The sequence below is a fragment of the Rhodococcus sp. ARC_M5 genome, from assembly GCF_022810405.1.
GTDB lineage: Bacteria > Actinomycetota > Actinomycetes > Mycobacteriales > Mycobacteriaceae > Rhodococcoides > Rhodococcoides navarretei.
Map to the genome: position 1 here is coordinate 86,698 of NZ_JALGQE010000003.1, position 20,077 is coordinate 106,774.

The window sequence follows — 20,077 nt, forward strand, 5'->3', positions numbered from 1 at the left end:
CTCGATCGTTCGAGTGGTCAGTGGCAAAGATTGTGCACGCACTCGTAAGGAGAGAGATCCATGAAGTTGTTCACCCCGTTGACGCTCGGTGACCTGAAGCTCGACAATCGGCTGGTGATGGCCCCGTTGACTCGGGTGCGGTCCGGCAAGGACGGCGTGCCGGGCCCGATGGTGGTCGAGCACTACAAGCAGCGGGCATCTTTGGGGCTCATCGTCAGTGAAGGCACCTACCCGAGCCATGCAGGCCAGGGCTTCCCCGGTCAGCCCGGTCTGGTCACGGACGAGCAGATCGAGGGTTGGCGCAACGTCGCCGACGCAGTGCACGCCGATGGCGGCTTGATCGTCGCTCAGGTCATGCACGCCGGTCGCGTGACTCACGAGGCGACGACGGGTGGCCGTGAGGTCGTCGGCCCCAGTGCCATCGCCATCGAGGGGGAGACCCACACCTACGAGGGCAAGAAGCCGTACCCCACCCCGCGCGCGTTGCGTGAGGACGAGCTGCCTTCGGTGATCGAGGACTTCGTGCAGGCGTCGAAGAATGCGATCGCTGCCGGCATGGACGGTGTCGAGATTCACGGTGCCAACGGATACCTGTTGCACGAGTTCCTCTCGCCGGCATCGAACCAGCGAGACGACAAGTACGGCGGCTCGCCCGAGAACCGTGCGCGCTTCGTCGCCGAGGTCGTCGAGGCAGTGGTCGCAGCTCTGGGCGCAGGCAAGGTGGGCATTCGAATCTCACCGGCGCACAACATTCAGGATGCGCTCGAAACGGACGCCGCGGACGTGCGGGCCACTTACCGTGCGTTGGTCGACCGGATTGCACCGCTGGGTCTGGCGTATCTCAGTGTGCTGCACAAGGATCCGGCGGGCGAGCTGGTTCAGGATCTGCGGCAGGCCTTCGGTGGTGCCGTTTTGGTCAACAGTGGTTTCGGTGAGATCACCAACCGCGACGAGGCGCTGTCGCTCCTGGACGACGGCATCGGTGACGCCGTCGTCGTCGGCCGTCCGGCGATCGCCAACCCCGATCTCGCATACCGCTGGCGCGAGGATCTGCCGTTGAACGAGCCGGATCCGAGCACCTTCTACACCGACGGTGCCAAGGGCTACACGGATTACCCAGCGTTCAGTGCCTAGCGGCAGTGGTGTGTTCAAGTGCCCCAGGGGGCACTTGAACACACCACTGCGCGGAGCGCACTCAGAAGTCCGCGGTCTTGCGGGCCCGGATCTTGCTGACGATCGAGAACACCACGGCGATGATCATCAGTGCGTACAGCACGATGGTGATCGCGCTGCCGACGAGGATCGACGGGTCGCCCTCGCTGACGGCCAGTGCGCGTCGGAGCGACTCCTCGGCCAGCGGGCCGAGGATCACCGCGATCAACACCGGTGCCAACGGAATGTCGTAGCGGCGCATCATGAATCCGACGATGCCGAGCCCGAGCATGAAGATCAGATCCACGATCGAGGCACTCGACGCATAGACGCCGAGGGCGGCGAACACCGAGATGCCGGCGTAGAGGTAGTTCTTCGGGATCTTCAGCAGCTGCGCCCACAACGGTGCGAACGGCAGGTTGAGGATCAGCAGCACGATCATCGCCACGAACAGGCTGGCCAGCAGGGCCCAGACGATGTCGCCGCTGCGCTCGAACAACAGGGGCCCGGGCTGCATGCCGTACTGCTGGAAGGCAGCCAACATGATGGCCGCCGTCGCCGACGTCGGCAGACCCAGAGCCAGTAGCGCTCCCATTGCCGTTCCTGCCGTGGAGTTTCCGGCGGCCTCCGGTCCGGCGACACCGCGGATGGCACCCTTACCGAACATCGGCTTCTCGCGCTTGCGATCGAGCCTGCGCTCGGTGCCGTACGCCAGGAAGCTCGGTACTTCGGCACCGCCCGCGGGGATCACACCGAACGGCACACCGAATGCCGTGCCGCGCAACCAGGCCGGCATCGCGTCGCGGAACTCGGCCTTGCTCAGCCACGGACGTCCCTGCGACTTGATCAGGCTGCGATCCTCGGGCCGACCGATCTTGGATGCGATGTGGATGACCTCACCGAGCGCGAGCATCGCGACGGTGATGACGACGATGTGAATGCCGTCGAACAGGGCCGGTACCTCGAACGTGAATCGTGAAGCGCCCGAGGGACCGTCGATGCCGATCACGGCCAGGGTGAGGCCGATCAGCAGAGCGGTCAGGCCCTTGAGCGCCGAGTCCGAGACCACGGCCGAGGTGGCGATGAACGCGAACACAGCGAGGGCGAGGTATTCGGCGGGACCGAAGTTGGTCGCCAACGACGCGAGCGTGGGAGCGAAGAACACCACCAGGGTCGTGGCGACGATGCCGCCGATGAACGCGCCGATGGCCGAGGTGGCCAGAGCCTGTGGGGCTCGGCCGTTCTTGGCCATCCGGTGCCCCTCGAAGGTCCCGGCGATCGCGGTGCTGTTGCCGGGGGTGTTCATCAGGATGCCGGAGATCGAATCGCCGAACAGGCCGCCGAAATACACACCGGCGAACATGATCAGCGCGGCGGTGGGGTCGAGAGTGAACGTGACGGGCAGCAGCAGTGCCACCGCCATTGCCGAGCCGAGACCGGGTAGGACGCCGACGGCAGTACCGAGCAGTGCGCCGACGAACACCCAGACCAGGTTCATCGGAGTCAGCGCGGTGCCGAACCCGTCGAGAAGATTGCTCAATGAATCCATCGAAAATTCAGCTCCGTCAGAAGATCTGGGCGAGAACGCCGCCGGGCAGGGTCAGGCCGAGGCCCGCGGAGAATGCGATCTGAATGGCGCTGGAGACCAGCAGCGCGACGGCCGCGTCGAACACGTAACGGCGACCGCCCAATCCGATCGAGACGCCCCAGAAGAGGATCGCACCTGCCAGAACCCAGCCGAGCGGGTCGAGGAGGGCGATGAACACCGCCACCGATCCGACGGTGATCGACAGGGTGCGCCAGTTGCTGACGGTACCGGTGTGTGGCTTGCCGTCCTCGTCGACACCGCGGTCCACCACCTCGGGCTTGACCAACAGTTGGATGGCGACCAGCAGGGCGACCACGAAGCAGCCGCCCGCGACGATGGCCGGAAAGACCTGCGGGCCAGGGGAGGTGGCGGTCGATGGAACCTCCATGGTGACGGTTCCGTAGACCAGAAATGCTCCCAGTGCGACGAGCAGCGCGGGAACGATCAGTCCACTGCGGCCCGTCCAGAACGATCGGGACACGTCCGTGTCGGTAGTCGTCGTTGTCATACCAGCCCCAACTCTTCGAGAATTCCGGTGATGCGTGTCTGCTCGACCTCGAGGAATTCTCCGAATTCGTCTCCGGTCAGGACGGATTCCTTCCAGCGGTTGCGTTCGACGGCCGTCGCCCATTGCTCGGTCTCGACCATCTCGGTGACGATGTCGACGAGAGTCTGCCGGTCCTCGTCCGAGATTCCCGGCGGCGCAACGATTCCGCGCCAGTTCACCAGGTCGACGTTGTAACCCTGCTCGATGAAGGTGTCCACGTCGAATCCCTCGAGCGGCTCGGGCGAGGCGACGGCGAGCGCGCGGACGTTGCCGGCTTCGATCTGATCGCGGAAGTCGTTGAAGCCACTGACGGCAACGCCGACGGTGTTCGACAGCAATGATGTGAGTACCTCACCGCCACCGGAGTAGGCGATGTAATTGATTGCGGCGGGGTCGATGTCGGCTTCCTGCGCCAACTGACCCGCGACGATGTGGTCGATTCCGCCGAGCGAACCGCCGCCGATCGGAAGTCCTCCTGGGTTGGCGCGCCACGCCTCGATCATGTCCTCGAGATTCTGGATCGGTGAATCCTTCGGGACGACGAACACCTCGAAGTCCTCGGCGAGTTTTGCGATCGGGACGGTGTCGGCCAAAGTCGTCTCGGAGTTGTTGATCGCGATACCGCCGAGCATGACGGTGCCGGTGATCATGACGGTGGTGGGCTGCCCACTGAGGTTGTCGAGCTGGCTCAGACCGATGGTGCCGCCTGCGCCGGGGACGTTGACGACCTGGGCGTTGTTGACGATTCCGTCGCTGCGCAGTGCCTGCTGCGATTCACGGGCGACGAGATCCCAGCCGCCGCCCGCAGCGGCCGGTGCGATCAACGTGAGCTTGGCGCGTGCGTCGGAGCCGCTGGCGCTGTTGGCGGCATCGATTCCCGCAACGGTCACCGCTCCCACCACCGCCAGGGCTCCGGCTGTTCGTAGCAGTGTGGGCGATATCGCCATCAGAAACCTTTCGTGTGGTGTGTCACAGCGTCAGGTTAGATACAGTCTGTCGGATTAGTCCAGTTCACAACATCGAGGACGATCTTCGATGGATTCGAGCAACGGGAGACACCGTGTCGGTAGCGAGCGCAGTGGCAGTAGCGATGAGCAACACACCCGAGGGGCAGGAAGCGTTGCGACGTGGTGCCGCCGAGGCCGAGCTGCGTCAGGCCGAGCTGATCGTATTGTCCGTGGTGGACCGCGATTCCGTGTCGGCGGAGGACCAGAGCGCGGCTCAGGCGGAAGTGGAGCGAGCCCTCCCCGGAAAGGCGACGACCGTGCGCGTCGAACCGGACGGCGGCGACCCGGCGGGCGCTCTGGTCGATCTCGTCGCAGACGTCGGTGCGGGCATGGTCGTCATCGGTTCCAAGCGTCGTTCAGCGGTGGGCAAGTTCTTGATGGGCAGCACCGTGCAGCGGGTGCTCTTGGACTGCCCGGTGCCCGTCCTGGTGGTGAAGGCGCCGTGACCGAGTAGTATCGGACAAACTTCACACCACACGACCCCGAGGAATCATGGACAGCGATAAACCCGGGCCGGACACGGCTCCCCGCACTACGGCTACTACGTGCGAGGCGGTGTCCGGCGAATGAGCGTTCTGCTCACTCTTCTGCTCGGCCTGCTCGTCGTTTTCCTCATCACCGTCGCGACCGGCTACTTCGTAGCCCAGGAATTCGCGTACATGACCGTCGACCGGTCCCGTCTCAAGGCTCGCGCCGAGGCCGGTGACGCCGTCGCCGCTCGTACCTTGACTGTCACCAAGCGCACGTCGTTCATGCTGTCCGGTGCACAGTTGGGCATCACGGTCACCGGCCTGTTGGTCGGCTACGTGGCCGAACCGCTGATCGGTCAGTCCTTCGGCGCGATGCTGGGCGGGGTCGGAGTTCCGACGGCAGTCGGTGTCGGCCTGGGTGCTGTTCTCGCGATCACGTTCGCGACGTTCGTGCAGATGCTCTTCGGCGAGCTGTTTCCCAAGAACTTCGCCATCGCTCGTCCCGAGCCGGTGGCCCGATGGCTGTCGCTCTCGACGACCATCTACCTCAAGCTCTTCGGCTGGTTGATCACCATCTTCGATCAGTCGTCCAACTTGTTGCTCAAGGCGCTCAAGATCGAGCCGGTGCACGACGTGGAGCATTCGGCCAGCCTGCGCGACCTCGAGCACATCGTCTCGGACTCACGCGAGACCGGCGATCTGCCCGACGAGTTGTCGACGCTGCTCGACCGGATCCTCGACTTTCCCACTCGCACAGTCGAACACGCGATGATTCCGCGTTCACGTTCGGCGACGGTTCGCGATACCGACACCCTCGCCGAGGTCGCGGCCCTGATGGGCCAGGAACACTCCCGGTACCCGGTGCTCGACGACGACGACGGCATCGTAGGCGTTGTCCATCTCGCGGACGTACTGGCCGCGACGGTGCCGGGCTCCACGCCGATCTCGGAGCTCACGCGGGACGCGTTGATCCTTCCGGAGATCCAGAGCCTGCCCGACGCGATGCGCGAGTTGCGCTCGACGAAGAACCAATTGGCTTGCGTCATCGACGAATACGGCGGTCTGACCGGCGTCATCACGATCGAGGACCTGGCCGAGGAACTGGTCGGCGAGATCACCGACGAGCACGACGACGACCTGTCCGATCCGAGCCCGGTCAGCGCCGACGACGGTAGTTGGACCATGGCCGGTGAAGTGCACATCGACGAGGTCGAACGCTCCATCGGTATCGATCTGCCCGAGGGCGATTACGAGACCATCGCCGGTTTCGCCATCGCGCACAACGGATCTCTGCCGGACATCGGTGAACGTATCGAAGTGGACCTACCACCGGACAATGCCGATCTGGCGAACGACGAGGAGAGTCCGGTTCGCTTCGTGATCCTCGAGATCGAGGAGATCGACAGCCACGTCCCGTCTCTGCTGACCCTGACGCTCGGTGAGCGTGACCCCGAGCACGACGACGAGTCGGCCGAGACGAAGGAAAGTGTGCACCGATGAGCAACATCTGGGTTTTCCTGGCCGTCACGATCGGCCTCATCGCTGCCAGTGCCTTCTTCGTGGCCGTCGAGTTCGCGTTGTTGGCCGCCAAACGGCATCGACTCGAGGACGCCGCTCCCAATTCACGGGCGGCGCGGGCAGCGCTGCGCAGTTCGTCCGAGCTGACCGTCCTGCTCGCCGGATCCCAACTGGGCATCACCGTCTGCACCCTCGGCCTCGGTGCGACGACCAAGCCGGCCGTGCACTACTGGCTCACGCCTCTGTTCGAGAGCGGCGGCCTGCCGTACTGGTTCGCCGACGTCCTCGGCTTCGTGCTCGCGCTGATCGTCGTCACCTTCCTGCACCTGGTGGTCGGTGAGATGGCTCCGAAGTCCTGGGCCATCGCCCATCCGGAGAAGTCGGCAACGATGCTCGCAATTCCTATGCGCGGGTTCATGTTTGTCACCCGCCCGGTTCTGACGGCACTGAACAACATGGCCAACTGGTGCCTGCGCCGGGTCGGCGTCGAGCCGGCCGACACCGTGGGTACGGGCCAGAACGCCGACGATCTTCGTCAGTTGGTGGAGCACTCGGTGAATGTCGGTGCTCTCGACGCCAGCTACCAGGCGCAGATCTCGAGTGCGCTCGAACTGCAGGAACTGACGGTCGGCGACCTGGTGCGCCAATTCGGCAAGCCGACGTCGGTGCCGTCGACGGCGACCATCGACGACGTGCGTGAGGCGTCGCGTCGTTCGGGGCATCTGCGGATCCTGGTCAGCGACGCCGACGTGGTCAAGGGAGTGGTGCACGTGCGCGATACGTTGACCGCTCCGCAGACCCTCGCGGAGATCACGCGTCCGGCGTACACACTCGAGGCGACGACTCCGGTGTACGTTGCCCTGCAGTCGATGCGCGAGACCCGGCACCACCTGGCTCTGGTGGTGGACGGTTCGGCAGCGGCGGACGATCCGGCGCGCAGCGTCGGCGTCGTGACCCTGTCCGACGTGCTGACACGACTGTTGCCTCAACCCGTCTGATTCGGAGGGTTTCGAACCAAGCATCCCCGCCCGGCCTGCGCGGCCGAGCGGGGATGCTCTTTTCGTATCGGACCCGAGAACTCAGATCGGGGCGACGACCAACAGGTGTGCCCAGTACGACGCGACGTCGTGGCCGAGTTGGGGGAGCAGAACGTCGTAGAGCAGGTAGGACATCATTGCCGTCGAACTCCTTGTTCAGCGGGCCGTTGCCGGCTCGCGTTCCGAGACTGTGGGTGACCGAGAGTGTCGGTCAGTGAGACTGTAGATCACGCGGACCCCCGTGACATCCATATCGCCCACTCGTGTCCGCCCCCGTGGCGTACGTCAGCCGATGCAGCCCTGCAAGGTGGTGAAGCTGCCGGCAATGCCGGCACCGTTGCACACCGCACCGGTCGGGGTGAGCGTGATGGTCGAGCCCGGCGCTGCCACTGCGATCGAGAGCCCGAGGCCGGCTGCGGTGTTCTGTGCGACGGCACCCGGGCCGAACGCGATGGCTGCAGGCGCGCCGCCGAAACTGCCGTTGGCGACGGCAGTTCCACCGCTCAGTCCGAGTGCAAGCGCGGCTGCGTTGTTCATGGCCTCGGCCGAGCCCCAACCCTCCAGCCCGAAGCCGGCCGCCGCGCTCGCGACGTCGGCGGAGCTGTCGCACTGCGATCCTCCGTCGATCGTGGCGACATCGACCCCGCCGGGTGCGGTGGTGCAGGCGACCGGCGCGGCCGATGCGGTGCCGGGTACCAGTGCCGCGAACGCACAGGCGAATCCGAATGCTGCTGCGCCGCCGACAATTCTCTTGGTGTGGAACATGGTGAATGCCTCCCGAGATCGGTGCGTCGGCACCGGTGTGCCGATCGTGTCGGTCGCCGGGCAACCGTGCTCGGGACCCGACTCCCTTCGTCCGAGTGTTACCCCGTTGCAACGCCGTCGGAGGTCATCGGAATCACGAATCCATCTCGGTAGCATAACGCCGAGATAACGCCCCGGATGATCAGCGAGCGTCGTGCTCGGCGCGCGACTCGAGAACGGTCGGCATCGATCCCTCGATCAATTCGATGAGGTCGGTCAATCGGGTACCGACGTCGCGTCCGAGTGGGGTGAGGCTGTACTCGACCTTCGGTGGAATGGTTTCGAGCACGGTACGCACGATGAGGCCGTCGCGTTCGAGAGTCTGCAAAGTCTGCGAGAGCATGCGTTCGCTCACGCCGTCGACGCGTCGGCGCAGAGCGTTGAATCGATAGTCGCCTTCGGTGAGCGCGGCGAGTGCGAGGACGCCCCACCTGCTGGTCGCGTTCTGCAAGGTCTGTCTCGACGCGCAGTCCCGCGCGAAGACGGACGCTTCGAGTGACGCGGCGGGTTCGGGCATTCCGCCATGCTAGCGCATGTGAAAAAAGAAGCAGTGATTTCTCTGCTTGCACTGCACGAAAAGTAAGCGCATAGTTGTGCAGAACTTGAAACCTCAACCTCAGGAGCTCGATCATGACCACAGCGGTAACCGGAGCAACGGGCAACCTCGGCGGACTCGTCGTCGACGCACTCATCGAACGCGGTCTCGCGCCCGCAGACATCGTGGCGGTCGTACGCGACGCGGACAAGGCGTCGACGCTCGCCGAACGCGGTGTGGTGGTGCGCGTAGCCGACTACTCCGATTCGGCCGCCCTCACGTCTGCGTTCGCGGGCGTGGACAAGCTGCTGCTCGTCTCGGGTTCGGAGGTCGGGCAGCGAATTGCGCAGCACACCAACGTCATCGAGGCAGCGGAGGCCGCAGGGGTGGGTCTCGTCGCGTACACGAGCCTGCTCGCCGCCGACACCTCCGGCATCAGCCTCGCGCCCGAGCACAAGGCCACCGAGGAGCGGCTGACGGCCTCGCCGATCCCCGCTGTGTTTCTGCGCAACGGCTGGTACTGGGAGAACTACCTCGGCTCCCTCGCGCAGACCATCGAGGGCGGAGTGCTCCTCGGCGCGGCAGGCAACGGCAAGCTCGCCGCCGCGTCTCGCGTCGACTTCGCCGCCGCGGCCGCCGCCGTGCTGACACTCGACGATCAGGGCGGAAAGATCTACGAGCTCGGCGGCGACGAACGCCTCACCTACGCCGAGCTTGCCGCCGTCATCAGCGAGATCTCCGGCAAGTCGATCGCCTACAAGGACGTCGCCGAGTCCGAGTACGCCGCGATTCTCCAGGGCGCAGGACTGCCCGACTTCGTGGCAACGATGTTGGCCAGCGCGGACGCCGGCATTTCTCGCGGCGAACTCGACACCGATTCCGGAGACCTGCAGTCCCTGATCGGTCGCGCATCCACCCCGGTGGCAGACGTGCTTCGCGCTGCGGTTTGACGGGCATCGGGGGCGGTACTTGTACCGTGGGCGCGGTGAATCACTCCTACACCCGCACCATGTTCCTGGCCGCCTCCGCCTCGCTCGCCCTGTTGGCGGGAGCCTGCAGTTCGGATGCGGACTCCTCGTCCCCGGCGACCTCCACTCCGTCGGCCTCGGCGTCGGCAAGCACCGGTGCCACAGCCGCGAGCACCTGCCCCACCGCGGAACCCGACGCCGCTGCCACACCAGACTGGACGCTGGACGGAGACACCGGCAGCATCGCCGTCGTCGGATCCACGGACACGGCAGCACCCTCGGTCACCGTCGAAGCACCGTTCAGCGTCGCGGAGACACAGGTGGAGACCCTGGCCGAGGGAGACGGACCGGTCGTTGCAGCCGACGCCGAGGTCTCCGTCTGCTACATGGGCGTCAACGGACGCAACGGGGAAACCTTCGACAGCAGCTTCGACCGGGGTGCACCGGTCGAGTTCCCGCTCGACGGAGTCGTCGCGGGATTCCAGAAGGCCATCGCTGGACAGACTGTCGGCTCGACCGTCGCCGTTGCTGCGACCGCGGCGGACGGCTACCCGAGCGGTCAGCCGCAGGCAGGAATCGAACCGGGAGACAGCTTGATCTTCGCTATCTCGATCCTGTCCGCGAGCTGAGTGCCTCCAGCAGTGGTGCGGCTCTGTCTCTGGGTCGTTCCGCGGGCTCCACTCCCGCGTGCCCCAGGGGGGCACTCAACCGCACCACTGCGGCTCCGCCGCACTACACCGTCGAGAGCTGCTGAATCGTCGTCGCGCCGCCCGGGGTGGGCGTCGTGGTGATGAAGTTCGAGTCGTAACCCAACGACTCGACGACGCCGCGGATCTCACGGAACTGCTCGACGCTGACGTCGGGCGTGCGCTTGAGTACGAATCCGGACGTGCGGGTGGGGCTTCCGACGAATGCCCACGAGTAGTCGTCGGCGATGTAGGCCACGATGTAGTTGGTCGGCCCCTCCTGGCTCTCCTGCGTGGGGACGCCCGGGAAGCTCACGTGCAGTTGGGCATTGGTGACGGTGTCGTTGACTCGTGCGTTACCGACGATGCGGTTCTCCTGGCCGGTCCAGGTGGTGCAGGTGTTCTCGACGCGAATGTTGGACTCGTCGATCATCTGGTAGTTCGCCTGCGTGTCACGAGCACAGATCAGGTTGAAGGGCTGCGGCACGGCGGCGACCTGGTTCCAGGTGCCCAGGTAGCGCTCGACATCGAGTGACGGGATCGGAGCCAGTGGCTCGAGGCCGACCGATCCCAGGGGGCCGACCGGCTGCGCCTGAGCCGGGGCCGCGGTCAGCAGTGCACCAGCGGCGAGGGCACCGACGAGTGCGGTGCGGCCGAATGCGTTGCGGATCTTCATGTGTTCGCTCCTTGAGTTGCGGATGTGTTCTTGCTCGAGTCGATCCTGTTCGGCCACCAGATCCCCGGGCCGATGAGGGTGAACAGGGCGGGAATCACCACGGTGCGTACGACGAAGGTATCGAGCAGAATACCGAGTCCGACGATGATGCCGAGTTGGGTCAGAGTGATCAGCGGGAGGACGCCGAGCACGCAGAACACGGCAGCCAGAACGATTCCCGCGCTCGTGATGACACCTCCGGTAGCCGACACTGCCCGCACGATAGCTGATCTGGTGCCGTGCCGAGGCGTCTCCTCGCGGGTGCGTGTGACCAAGAAAATGGTGTAGTCCACGCCGAGGGCAACGAGGAACAGGAACGCGAACAGCGGAGTGTTGTCGTCGAGGGCCGGAAATCCGAAGATGTGCAGGCTCACCCAGCTACCGATCCCGATCGCGGCCACTGCGCTCAATACCGTTGTGGCAACCAGGATCACGGGTGCGACGAGGGCGCGCAGCAGTACCAGGAGGACGGCGAGCACGACCGCGAGGATGGCGGGAATGACCACGAGGCGATCGCGAGCCGCTGCGTCCGTCGTGTCGAGCGCCTTGGCGTCGCTGCCACCTACCTGTGCCTGGTCCACGCCGCTGAGTGCGCCGCGGATGTTCTCGACCACGGTGAACGACTCGTCCGATGCGGGAGCTGCGTCGGTGACGACCGAGAGGCGAGTGAGTCCGGTGTCCGAATCTGCGACGCGGTCGACCGAGACGACTCCGTCGATCCCCTCCACTGTGCTGATGACCCCGTCGATGTCAGCGGTGGGGGCCAGGACCGTCATCGGATCGGCCGATCCGGCCGGGAAGTGCTGCGAGAGAGTGTCGAAGCCTTCGACGGATTCGGCGGTCACGCGGAACTGTTCGGTTTGAGAGAGTCCGATCTGTGTCCCGAACAATGCTGCGCAGCACGCCAGTAGCGCAACGATGGTGACCGAGGCCGTCGCTACGGGGCGTCGAGAGACGCCCGCCGCGATCGAGTGCCAGACGCCCTCCGTTGTGGTGTCCCGGTCCGATTCCTTGGGAACGAAGGGCCAGAACAGTTTCGGGCCGCAGAGTGCCAGGAGCGGCGGCAGTACGAACAGTACGAAGACCGCTGCGACGACGAGCCCGGCTGCGGCCAGAGCGCCCAGGCTGCGGGTGCTCGGCAGTATCGCCAATAGCAGCGTGAGCAGCGCCAGTACGACGGTGGCGTTGCTGGCGAGGATGGCAGGTCCGGCCTGGCGGACGGCGTGGCGGAGGGCGAGGCGATGATCGGGCTCGCGCCGCAGTTCCTCGCGGTACCGAGAGATCAGCAGCAGCGCATAGTTGGTGCCGGCACCGAAGACCAGCACGCTGGTGATTCCCGACGTGGACCCGTCGAAGGACAGGCCGGTGACCTCGGCCAGGGCGGTGCCGACGGTGGTGGCGAAACGGTCGGCGAATCCGATGACGGCCAGCGGCACCAACCACAGGATGGGTGACCGATAGGTGACGATGAGCAGGACGGCCACCACGAGTGCGGTGACGGCGAGAAGAGTGAAGTTGGCCCCGGAGAACGAGTTCGCGATGTCGGCACCGAAGGCGGGTCCGCCGGTGACCTGAGCGCGCAGCTCCGGTGCGAGGCCGTCGGTCGCGGCCGACCGCAGTTCGGTGATCAGTTCGTTCAGCGTGAAGCCCGACAGCTCGGAATCGACTTGGACCAGCGCGATCGCAGCTTTGCCGTCGGGTGCGACGATCGGGGGAGGTCCGGGCTCGTCCGGTACGGAACGGTCGACGGCGAGCAGCCGGCTCTGTGCGGCAGCTGCTCCTTCGATGTCGGCCGGTGTGAGGTCACCGCCGTCGACGCGGCTCAGTACCAGAATCACCGGGGCGGAGTCGGAGTCCGGAAACTGAGAGAGCAGCTCGTCCACCTGGAAGGACTCGGCCGACGTCGGCAACGAGTTCGGTGATTGGTCGGCGGAGTCGTTGCTGCCGACCAGCCCCATGACGGCGATGGAGAGAACAAGGATGGCGAGCGCGATCGCCCACGATCTACGGTGCGTCACGGCTGCGGCGACGCGGTCCAAGGCGGCGGGGTTCTCGGTTCGGGTGCTGTCCACGTTCCAAACAATCTCATTTACTTAGATATTAAGCAACTGAATCTGTTGTGGGCAGTACTCTGACGTTGACCGTAGCGAAGGAGTTACCACCGACATGGCCGACCGAGACCACCTCGAATCCGCGATCTCTGCGGATCTGCGAGCGCTGTCGTCGGTCTCCGAACAGATCGGCCAAGTGTTCGGGGCTCTACACAGCCTGCGCCCCAACGATTTCCGAGCACTGCTGCACGTCATGGTCGCCGATGTCGAGGGTGCGCCGCTGACGGCGGGCGAACTGGGCACCATGTTGGGACTGTCGTCCGCGGCGATGACCTACCTCGTCGAGCGCATGATCGCGTCGGGGCACATCCGTCGCGAATCCGACGCGTCCGATCGACGCAAGGTCATTCTGCGCTACGACGAGCACGGGATGGAGGTTGCTCGCGGGTTCTTCGGACCCCTCGGCAGGCGCACCAGCGCTGCGTTGGCGGACCTCCCCGATACGGATCTCGCCGCCGCGCATCGAGTGTTCGAAGCACTCATCGGTGCTATGCGCGAACACCACGCCGACCTGGGTGACAGCACTCGCGCATAGTGCGTGCGCCCGGGCGCAGTGTTCGAACTGCTGGTGGGCGGCCTCCTCGATCCGATGCTGGACGCCGAGCGTGCGAGTGACGTAGGGTTGTCCCTGGTTGAGCTAACAGCCGGTCACGGGGAAACGCAGCGAAGTCGGCGTCCGGGTCAGGCAACACTTCTGCTCCCGCTGCGTCAATCGGTTTCCCCTTCAGTTCGACCGATCGATGGGATCTGCCATGAGTGTTGAATCTTCAGGCAACAAAGTTCGAACCACCCCGGTGACCGTCGCGGAGAAGTCCGTGTCGGTCGCAGCAACCGGAGCAATCTTCACCGCGCACGACGGTCCCGACGGTTCACTCGTCGTCGCCGTCCACGGCGACATCGACATGCGCAGCGCGCCGATGTTCTCCGATTTCGTCTGCAGCCGCGTGTCCAGCAAACGGCATGTCACTCTCGATCTGTCCAATGTCGAATTCTTCGGCATCGCAGGTCTCACCGTCTTCGATGCAGTCCGTGAGTACACGGCCGGTATCGGTGCATCATGGTCGATCGTCGCAGGACGCTCGGTCTCACGTCTGATCCAGGTCGCCGACCTCGAGTCCACGATTCCGACGGCTCGTCCTTCGACCGACCAGTAGAACTCCGGCGATCATCGCCGCGACAAGAGGTGGGCAGCTCCAGTACAGGGGCTGCCCACTGTTCGTTCGGTCCCTCACAGAAACGGACGACCCTGCCCGACGGGGTGGCCGGGGCGCAGGATCGTCCGTGAGTGTTTCCGTACGGGCGAACTAGTCCTTGGTTCCTTCGGAATCGCTGAAGAACGCCCACTCGCCGTCGTGCTCGACCTCGAGTCGCCACCCCAACTCCTCGTTGTCGGAACGGCTGTCCTTGAACCACGCGTGCGCGTCCTCGGAACTGGAGATGTCCTTGGTGTCGACGACGGTTCCGTGCGGATCGATAACTCTGTAATTTGCCATGACCTCGGGATGCCCCGATGCCGCGCAACCTAATCCACACAGAAGCGTCGAGGCGTGTGCGGCGGCCGGCCCACTACGTGCGGGAGAGCACCGATCGAGCGAAGAACACCAGGTTCGCCGGACGCTCGGCCAGTCTGCGCATGAAGTAGCCGTACCACTGCGATCCGTACGGGACGTACACGCGAACGTGTTGTCCGGCGTCCACCAGTCGCCGCTGCTCGGGATCGCGGATTCCGTACAGCATCTGGAACTCGAACTCCTCGGACGACCGTCCTGCAGCCGACGCGAGACGTTCTGCCGCCTCGATCATCTCCGGATCGTGTGAGGCCACCATCGGGTAGCCGCGGCCGTTCATCAGCACCTGCAGGCACCGGAGGTAGGAGTCGGACACCTCCCGTGCACCCTGAAACGCTACCGACGACGGCTCGTTGTACGCCCCCTTGCACAGTCGGATACGAGATCTCGGCCCGGACAGGTCCCGGCAGTCGGCCTCCGTTCGTCGCAGGTACGCCTGCAGCACCGTACCCAGGTCGGGGAAGTCCACGCGCAGTTCGCGGACGATCGACAGGGTCGAATCGGTGGTGGTGTGGTCCTCGGCATCCACCGTCACCCACACCCCGGCCGCGGCGGCAGCAGTGCAGATCGTCCGCGCGTTCTCGAGTGCCAGAGTCCGGTCGATTCCCTGGCCGAGCGCCGACAGTTTCAGCGAGATCTCCAGTGCAGTCGCATCGGCGTCACGCGTCGAAAAGCGTTGTATCAGTGACAGATACGCGTCCACGGTTGCTGTCGCCTGAGCTCGATCGGTGGTGTCCTCACCGAGATAGTCCACCGAGACGAACCGGCCCGACGCCAGCAGGGCGTCGACTGCGCTGACGGCTGCGGGCTCGGATTCGCCCGCGACGAAGCGGTCGACGAGAGATCGGGTGGCGCGCAGCCGCGTCACCGTCGCCTGCAGTTTCGGTGAACGCGCCGCCGCCAGCAGTGCCGGCCGCAGCGGATTGCTCAACAGAGTGGTCATCGCGTGCCCTCACCTTCCTGATGCGGGTAGCCGTGCGTGGTCGGCGGTACGAACGTTTCCTTCACGGTGCGGGCCGAGGCCCAGCGCAGCAGATTCTGCGGTGAACCCGCCTTGTCGTTGGTGCCCGACGCGCGGGCTCCGCCGAACGGTTGCTGTCCCACCACTGCGCCGGTCGGCTTGTCGTTGACGTAGAAGTTTCCGGCGGCGAATCGCAATGCCGCATGGGCCTGTTCGACGGCGGTGCGATCGGTGGCGATGACCGCACCGGTCAATGCGTACTTCGATCCGGAGTCGACGGTGCGCAGGGTCTCGGCATAGGCGTCGGGCCTGCTGTCGTCGTACACGTGGACGGCGAGGATGGGGCCGAAGTACTCGGTGGTGAACGCCTCGTCGGTGGGATCGTCGCCGAGAAGCACAGTGGGAGAGACGAAGTACCCCTCCGAGTCGTCGCAGGTACCACCGGCGGCGATGGTCAGACTCGAGACGGACTTCGCCCGATCGAGGGCAGCTGCGTTGCGGTCGAACGCCTTTCGGTCGATGACGGCTCCGCCGTAGTTGGACAGGTCGGTCACGTCGCCGTACTTCAGGGCCGAGACCTGCTCGATGAACGTATCGCCCATCGAGGCCCACAGCGATTTCGGTACGAACGCCCTCGACGCTGCCGAGCACTTCTGTCCCTGGAAGTCGAACGCGCCGCGAATCATGGCCGTGGTCAGCACATCCGGGTCGGCCGAGCTGTGCGCGACGATGAAGTCCTTGCCGCCGGTCTCGCCCACGAGCCGTGGGTACGAGTGGTAGTTCGAGATGTTGTTGCCCACCTCGCGCCACAGCGTCTGGAATGTCGCGGTGGATCCGGTGAAGTGGATTCCGGCCAGCCGCGGATCGGCGAGGGCCACCTCGGACACCATCGGCCCGTCGCCGAGAACGAGGTTGATCACCCCTGGTGGCAGACCTGCGGCTTCGAGCAACTGGAGCGTCAGATACGCGGCCACTGCCTGAGTGGGGGAGGGCTTCCACAGCACGGTGTTGCCCATCAAGGCAGGCGCGGTGGGGAGGTTGCCTGCGATGGCGGTGAAGTTGAACGGGGTGATGGCGTAGACGAAGCCCTCGAGCGGACGGTATTCGACGCGGTTCCACACTCCCGGAGCCGAGACCGGCTGGTCGGCGAGGATCTGTCGTGCGAATGCGACGTTGAACCGCCAGAAGTCGATCAGCTCGCAGGGTGCGTCGATCTCCGCCTGATAGGCCGACTTCGACTGTCCGAGCATCGTTGCAGCAGCGATTCTTTCGCGCCACGGACCGGACAGCAGATCGGCGGCGCGCAGGAACACTGCGGCTCGCTCGTCGAAGGGGAGATCGCGCCACGCGGGGGCGGCGGCCGTGGCGGCGTCGATGGCGTCACGCACATCCTGGTGGTTGGCCCCGGTGAAGCTGCCGATGATCGACGAGTGCCTGTGCGGCTCGACGACGTTCTCGACCGGGCCGTCGGCAACGCGGTGGACGCCGCCGATGACCTGGTGGATCTCGACGGGCGATGTCCGGAGCTCGGTCAGGCTGGTCCGGAGGCGAGCGCGTTCCGGGCTCCCCGGGGCGTAGGTGTTGACCGGCTCGTTGGTGGGGGTGGGGACGGATGTGACGGCGTCCATGGCTGCTCCTCGTCTTCGGTGTGTGCTGTTCATTGAAGACCGATCCGCACCTCGTTCAATCAGTCCGTCGGCCAAAGAATTCGTGATCTACTTGTCCGTATGGCCAACACTGTGTCGCTGCGATCGTTGCTGACCTCACTGCACAGCGCCGTCGTCGAGCTCGTGGTGGCACCGGTGGGAATGGACATGGCCGTGGAGTCCGTCGCGCTGCTCGACGCCGACGACCTGCGGTCACCTCCGGGAACATCCGCTGATCTGGCGCTGCTGGTGGGCGTGACCGAGGCCGATGTGATGCGGTGGTTCGACGATCTCGCGTTGCGCCCGGTCGCAGACCGACCGCGTGCGGTGCTGACCAAAGTCGCCGCCTCGACTGCGCTGTCCCACGGTGCGCGAGAGACAGGCATCGCACTGGTTGCGGTGCACCAGCAGACACGGTGGGAGCTGTTGCTGTCGATGATGCGTGGAGTCCTCGACCAGGTCCGGGCCCAGAGCCCCGACGACGGACTGTTCGGTGCCGACACCGACCTGTACGAACTCGCGCAGACGGTGGCGTCGCTGACGAAGGGCATGGTGAGCATCGAGGACGAGCGCTCGCACGTGTTGGCCTATTCGGCATCCGACGACGCGGCCGACGAACTACGCACCCTGTCGATACTCGGGCGAGAGGGTCCGGCGGACTATCTGCGCAGACTGCACGAGCGCGGCGTGTTCGATCGACTCCGCCGCACCGACGACGTCATCGACGTACCCGCGGATCCCGAACTGGTGATTCGTCGACGCCTCGCGGTGGGGATTCGTCGGATGGCCGGCAGGAGTGGAGCCGGCGGAACGACCGTTTCGATCGGCCCGACGACCCTCGGGACGATCTGGGTGCAGGAGGGTTCCGCCCCGCTCGCCGCCGACGCCGACGCAGTACTGCGTGGTGCCTCCGCCGTTGCGGCCCGACTGATCACCCGCATTGCGAATGCCCCCACCAACGAGGCCCTGCAGATTCAGCGCCTGCTGGGGGCCAGGGGCGGCGGTGTCGACGTCCCGTCGTTGGCATCGGCGCTGTCGATACCCACCACGGGATCTGCAGCGGTCGTCGGATTCGCTGCCTGCGGGGAGTTCGAGATCAGCTCCCTGGCCCCGGCTATTCGATTGCACGCCAGTGCTTTCCGCCGAGATTCGTTGGTCACGATCATCGGTGAGAGAATCTACGCACTGTTTCCCGGGGTGGCGTCGGGCACGGGTATCGCGGCGTGGACCGCCGATGCCGTTGGCCGGATCGAGACGCGTACCTCGCTGGCGCTGCGCGCCGCGGTCGCCGCACCGATCGCCGACCTCGACGGGGTGGCGGTGGCCAGATTCGAAGTCGACCGAGTACTCGACGGCACCACCGGCGAGGTACGCGTCACGACGCTGGAGGAGTCGAGAACCTCTGTGTTGCTGGGCGAGATCCTGGAACTGATCGCCAATCACGAACAGCTCCGAGACCCGCGGATCGCCGCCCTCGACCGATACGACGCCACGAACGACTCGAGAATGCGCGAGAGTCTCGAGGCTTATCTGGAGTGCTTCGGCGACGTTCGGGCCGGTGCCGAGCGACTGCACATCCACCCGAACACCCTGCGCTACCGTATTCGCCGCGTCGAGCAGATCCTGGACCTCGACCTGACCGATTCCGACGCACGCCTACTGGTGGAAATACAGCTGCGGATGTAAGAGGGCCTGCGGCCCATGTGCATAGAACCTCGTAGCAGGCTACGAAGTTTCATGCACGTGCGGCACCGGTGCTCGCTCGGATCACCAGTCTCGGTTCGATGCTCGAACGCCTGGTGCTTCGGTTTCCGGTGTCGATCTGGTCGAGCAGAATTTCGACGCTTCGGACACCGACGTCGGTGAATTCCTGGCGGATGGTGGTCAGCGGTGGTGAGAAGAACTCCGCATCGGGAACATCGTCGAAGCCGACCACGCTGACGTCCTGTGGTACTCGCTTGCCGTGGACGTTCAGTGCGCGCAGCACCCCGAGTGCCATGGAGTCGTTGCCGGCGAACACTGCAGTGACGTCGGTGTTCCCGGCCAGTTCGGTGCCGGCCCGAAACCCCGATTTCGCGGTCCAGTCGCCGCTGAGGGCGGCAGGCGGATCGATGCCTGCATCCTCGTGGGCCAGCCGCCATCCGGTGACGCGATCGGCAGCCTCGTACCACCCCAGCGGGCCGGCCACATGCCACACGGCGCTGTGTCCGAGCGAGAGCAGGTGGGCGGTTGCGGCTCTCGCTCCGGCGATCTGATCCACCGAGACGACGGCCAGATCACCGGCAGGCGAACCCTCGACGGCGACCAGCGGGAGTTCGCCGGCCAGATCGGCGATGTCGCCGCCGTCGGTTCGCAGTGGAGCGATGACGACGACGCCGTCGACCCCCTGCTTCTGCAATCGGCGCACGCAAGTGATGATCGCCGACTCCTCGAACGAGGTGGGGACGCCGACCACGACGGAGTAGCCGGCCTCGCGGGCTGCGTATTCGACGCTGTAGAGCGTCGACACCGGACCGTAGAGAGCATTCCCGGTTCCCACGATTCCGATGGTCCTGCTTCGGCCGGTGACGAGAGCGCGAGCTGCAGTGTTCGGCCGGTAGCCGAGCTCCGAGATAGCCTGATGCACTTTCGTTCTCGTCACTTCGGTCACGTTGGGGTGACCGTTGATGACGCGGGAGACGGTCTGATGGGACACGCCTGCGAGCCGGGCGACATCGGTCATGGCGGGTCCGCGAGTCGGCGTCATCGTGTCCGAGCCTCCCTT

20 protein-coding genes are annotated in these 20,077 nt (G+C 65.4%); 9 read left to right on the forward strand and 11 right to left on the reverse strand.

From position 1 onward, the window contains the following. Window positions 1–60: 60 nt before the first annotated feature. Entirely contained in the window at window positions 61–1,134 is a 1,074-nt protein-coding gene (locus MTX34_RS05890) for an alkene reductase (RefSeq protein ID WP_243608766.1), read from the forward strand. A 61-nt stretch (window positions 1,135–1,195) separates the two neighbouring features. On the opposite strand, the gene MTX34_RS05895 is transcribed toward MTX34_RS05890, so the two are convergent. Genes MTX34_RS05895 through MTX34_RS05905 form a run of 3 tightly spaced genes read right to left on the reverse strand, consistent with a single transcriptional unit; the run spans window position 1,196 to window position 4,234 of the window. Continuing rightward, window positions 1,196–2,701, reverse strand: a complete 1,506-nt coding sequence (locus MTX34_RS05895) for a tripartite tricarboxylate transporter permease (RefSeq protein ID WP_243608767.1) — start codon at window positions 2,699–2,701, stop codon at window positions 1,196–1,198. Window positions 2,702–2,717: 16 nt separating this feature from the next. Further along, on the reverse strand, window positions 2,718–3,248 hold the full coding sequence (locus tag MTX34_RS05900) for a tripartite tricarboxylate transporter TctB family protein (protein WP_243593918.1): 531 nt from the start codon (window positions 3,246–3,248) through the stop codon (window positions 2,718–2,720). Then, a complete protein-coding gene (locus tag MTX34_RS05905) occupies window positions 3,245–4,234 on the reverse strand; it encodes a tripartite tricarboxylate transporter substrate binding protein (protein WP_243593917.1) in 990 nt (329 codons plus the stop codon). Before MTX34_RS05905 ends, MTX34_RS05900 begins: the two co-directional genes overlap by 4 nt. A gap of 143 nt (window positions 4,235–4,377) precedes the next feature. Here MTX34_RS05905 and MTX34_RS05910 point away from each other — a divergent pair, with 143 nt between their 5' ends. The 3 genes from MTX34_RS05910 to MTX34_RS05920 all read left to right on the forward strand — a co-directional run bounded on the left by MTX34_RS05910 (window position 4,378) and on the right by MTX34_RS05920 (window position 7,280). Continuing rightward, the gene (locus tag MTX34_RS05910; RefSeq protein WP_121872675.1) at window positions 4,378–4,740 is read left to right on the forward strand and encodes a universal stress protein; all 363 of its coding nucleotides are present in this window, start codon (window positions 4,378–4,380) and stop codon (window positions 4,738–4,740) included. Window positions 4,741–4,860: 120 nt separating this feature from the next. Then, window positions 4,861–6,264, forward strand: coding sequence for a hemolysin family protein (locus tag MTX34_RS05915; RefSeq protein WP_243593915.1), 1,404 nt, complete (start codon window positions 4,861–4,863; stop codon window positions 6,262–6,264). Next, window positions 6,261–7,280: a hemolysin family protein gene (locus MTX34_RS05920; RefSeq protein WP_243593914.1), complete on the forward strand. Its 1,020-nt coding sequence runs from the start codon at window positions 6,261–6,263 to the stop codon at window positions 7,278–7,280. The genes MTX34_RS05915 and MTX34_RS05920 overlap by 4 nt, the downstream gene beginning before the upstream one ends. A gap of 324 nt (window positions 7,281–7,604) precedes the next feature. On the opposite strand, the gene MTX34_RS05925 is transcribed toward MTX34_RS05920, so the two are convergent. After that, a complete protein-coding gene (locus tag MTX34_RS05925; RefSeq protein ID WP_243593913.1) occupies window positions 7,605–8,084 on the reverse strand; it encodes a DUF6764 family protein in 480 nt (159 codons plus the stop codon). Between the two features lie 181 nt (window positions 8,085–8,265). Next, a complete protein-coding gene (locus MTX34_RS05930; protein ID WP_243608768.1) occupies window positions 8,266–8,640 on the reverse strand; it encodes a helix-turn-helix domain-containing protein in 375 nt (124 codons plus the stop codon). A 113-nt stretch (window positions 8,641–8,753) separates the two neighbouring features. On the opposite strand from MTX34_RS05930, the gene MTX34_RS05935 reads away from it, so the two are divergent. After that, entirely contained in the window at window positions 8,754–9,608 is an 855-nt protein-coding gene (locus MTX34_RS05935) for an SDR family oxidoreductase (protein WP_243608769.1), read from the forward strand. 59 nt (window positions 9,609–9,667) lie between these two features. Continuing rightward, a complete protein-coding gene (locus MTX34_RS05940; RefSeq protein ID WP_243608943.1) occupies window positions 9,668–10,255 on the forward strand; it encodes an FKBP-type peptidyl-prolyl cis-trans isomerase in 588 nt (195 codons plus the stop codon). Window positions 10,256–10,358: 103 nt separating this feature from the next. Here the strand turns inward: MTX34_RS05940 and MTX34_RS05945 are convergent, their stop codons facing one another. Further along, entirely contained in the window at window positions 10,359–10,988 is a 630-nt protein-coding gene (locus MTX34_RS05945) for a lipocalin family protein (protein WP_243593910.1), read from the reverse strand. Then, a complete protein-coding gene (locus tag MTX34_RS05950) occupies window positions 10,985–12,985 on the reverse strand; it encodes an MMPL family transporter (RefSeq protein WP_243608944.1) in 2,001 nt (666 codons plus the stop codon). Before MTX34_RS05950 ends, MTX34_RS05945 begins: the two co-directional genes overlap by 4 nt. 208 nt (window positions 12,986–13,193) lie before the next feature. Here MTX34_RS05950 and MTX34_RS05955 point away from each other — a divergent pair, with 208 nt between their 5' ends. Together MTX34_RS05955 and MTX34_RS05960 are read left to right on the forward strand one after the other, a co-directional pair. Then, window positions 13,194–13,673, forward strand: coding sequence for a MarR family winged helix-turn-helix transcriptional regulator (locus tag MTX34_RS05955; protein WP_243593909.1), 480 nt, complete (start codon window positions 13,194–13,196; stop codon window positions 13,671–13,673). Between the two features lie 217 nt (window positions 13,674–13,890). Further along, complete coding sequence (locus tag MTX34_RS05960) at window positions 13,891–14,292, forward strand: STAS domain-containing protein (protein WP_243593908.1); 402 nt, start codon at window positions 13,891–13,893, stop codon at window positions 14,290–14,292. A gap of 150 nt (window positions 14,293–14,442) precedes the next feature. Here the strand turns inward: MTX34_RS05960 and MTX34_RS05965 are convergent, their stop codons facing one another. The 3 genes from MTX34_RS05965 to pruA all read right to left on the reverse strand — a co-directional run bounded on the left by MTX34_RS05965 (window position 14,443) and on the right by pruA (window position 17,295). Then, a complete protein-coding gene (locus tag MTX34_RS05965) occupies window positions 14,443–14,631 on the reverse strand; it encodes a hypothetical protein (RefSeq protein WP_243593907.1) in 189 nt (62 codons plus the stop codon). A gap of 73 nt (window positions 14,632–14,704) precedes the next feature. Further along, window positions 14,705–15,649 (reverse strand): proline dehydrogenase family protein, encoded by a 945-nt coding sequence (locus MTX34_RS05970; RefSeq protein WP_243593906.1) that lies wholly within the window; start codon window positions 15,647–15,649, stop codon window positions 14,705–14,707. After that, window positions 15,646–17,295, reverse strand: coding sequence for an L-glutamate gamma-semialdehyde dehydrogenase (gene pruA, locus MTX34_RS05975; protein WP_243608770.1), 1,650 nt, complete (start codon window positions 17,293–17,295; stop codon window positions 15,646–15,648). Before pruA ends, MTX34_RS05970 begins: the two co-directional genes overlap by 4 nt. A gap of 99 nt (window positions 17,296–17,394) precedes the next feature. Between pruA and MTX34_RS05980 the strand changes: the two genes are divergently transcribed. Further along, window positions 17,395–18,999, forward strand: coding sequence for a CdaR family transcriptional regulator (locus MTX34_RS05980; RefSeq protein WP_243608771.1), 1,605 nt, complete (start codon window positions 17,395–17,397; stop codon window positions 18,997–18,999). Between the two features lie 49 nt (window positions 19,000–19,048). Here the strand turns inward: MTX34_RS05980 and MTX34_RS05985 are convergent, their stop codons facing one another. Beyond that, window positions 19,049–20,059, reverse strand: coding sequence for a LacI family DNA-binding transcriptional regulator (locus MTX34_RS05985; RefSeq protein WP_243608772.1), 1,011 nt, complete (start codon window positions 20,057–20,059; stop codon window positions 19,049–19,051). Window positions 20,060–20,077 lie beyond the last annotated feature (18 nt).

Excerpts from the sequence above, each read along its gene's own strand:
- MTX34_RS05890 (WP_243608766.1), top strand. The coding sequence starts at position 61 with ATGAAGTTGTTCACCCCGTTGACGCTCGGTGACCTGAAGCTCGACAAT.
- MTX34_RS05895 (WP_243608767.1), bottom strand. The coding sequence starts at position 2,701 with ATGGATTCATTGAGCAATCTTCTCGACGGGTTCGGCACCGCGCTGACT.
- MTX34_RS05900 (WP_243593918.1), bottom strand. The coding sequence starts at position 3,248 with ATGACAACGACGACTACCGACACGGACGTGTCCCGATCGTTCTGGACG.
- MTX34_RS05905 (WP_243593917.1), bottom strand. The coding sequence starts at position 4,234 with ATGGCGATATCGCCCACACTGCTACGAACAGCCGGAGCCCTGGCGGTG.
- MTX34_RS05910 (WP_121872675.1), top strand. The coding sequence starts at position 4,378 with ATGAGCAACACACCCGAGGGGCAGGAAGCGTTGCGACGTGGTGCCGCC.
- MTX34_RS05915 (WP_243593915.1), top strand. The coding sequence starts at position 4,861 with ATGAGCGTTCTGCTCACTCTTCTGCTCGGCCTGCTCGTCGTTTTCCTC.
- MTX34_RS05920 (WP_243593914.1), top strand. The coding sequence starts at position 6,261 with ATGAGCAACATCTGGGTTTTCCTGGCCGTCACGATCGGCCTCATCGCT.
- MTX34_RS05925 (WP_243593913.1), bottom strand. The coding sequence starts at position 8,084 with ATGTTCCACACCAAGAGAATTGTCGGCGGCGCAGCAGCATTCGGATTC.
- MTX34_RS05930 (WP_243608768.1), bottom strand. The coding sequence starts at position 8,640 with ATGCCCGAACCCGCCGCGTCACTCGAAGCGTCCGTCTTCGCGCGGGAC.
- MTX34_RS05935 (WP_243608769.1), top strand. The coding sequence starts at position 8,754 with ATGACCACAGCGGTAACCGGAGCAACGGGCAACCTCGGCGGACTCGTC.
- MTX34_RS05940 (WP_243608943.1), top strand. The coding sequence starts at position 9,668 with ATGTTCCTGGCCGCCTCCGCCTCGCTCGCCCTGTTGGCGGGAGCCTGC.
- MTX34_RS05945 (WP_243593910.1), bottom strand. The coding sequence starts at position 10,988 with ATGAAGATCCGCAACGCATTCGGCCGCACCGCACTCGTCGGTGCCCTC.
- MTX34_RS05950 (WP_243608944.1), bottom strand. The coding sequence starts at position 12,985 with ATGGGGCTGGTCGGCAGCAACGACTCCGCCGACCAATCACCGAACTCG.
- MTX34_RS05955 (WP_243593909.1), top strand. The coding sequence starts at position 13,194 with ATGGCCGACCGAGACCACCTCGAATCCGCGATCTCTGCGGATCTGCGA.
- MTX34_RS05960 (WP_243593908.1), top strand. The coding sequence starts at position 13,891 with ATGAGTGTTGAATCTTCAGGCAACAAAGTTCGAACCACCCCGGTGACC.
- MTX34_RS05965 (WP_243593907.1), bottom strand. The coding sequence starts at position 14,631 with ATGGCAAATTACAGAGTTATCGATCCGCACGGAACCGTCGTCGACACC.
- MTX34_RS05970 (WP_243593906.1), bottom strand. The coding sequence starts at position 15,649 with ATGACCACTCTGTTGAGCAATCCGCTGCGGCCGGCACTGCTGGCGGCG.
- pruA (WP_243608770.1), bottom strand. The coding sequence starts at position 17,295 with ATGGACGCCGTCACATCCGTCCCCACCCCCACCAACGAGCCGGTCAAC.
- MTX34_RS05980 (WP_243608771.1), top strand. The coding sequence starts at position 17,395 with ATGGCCAACACTGTGTCGCTGCGATCGTTGCTGACCTCACTGCACAGC.
- MTX34_RS05985 (WP_243608772.1), bottom strand. The coding sequence starts at position 20,059 with ATGACGCCGACTCGCGGACCCGCCATGACCGATGTCGCCCGGCTCGCA.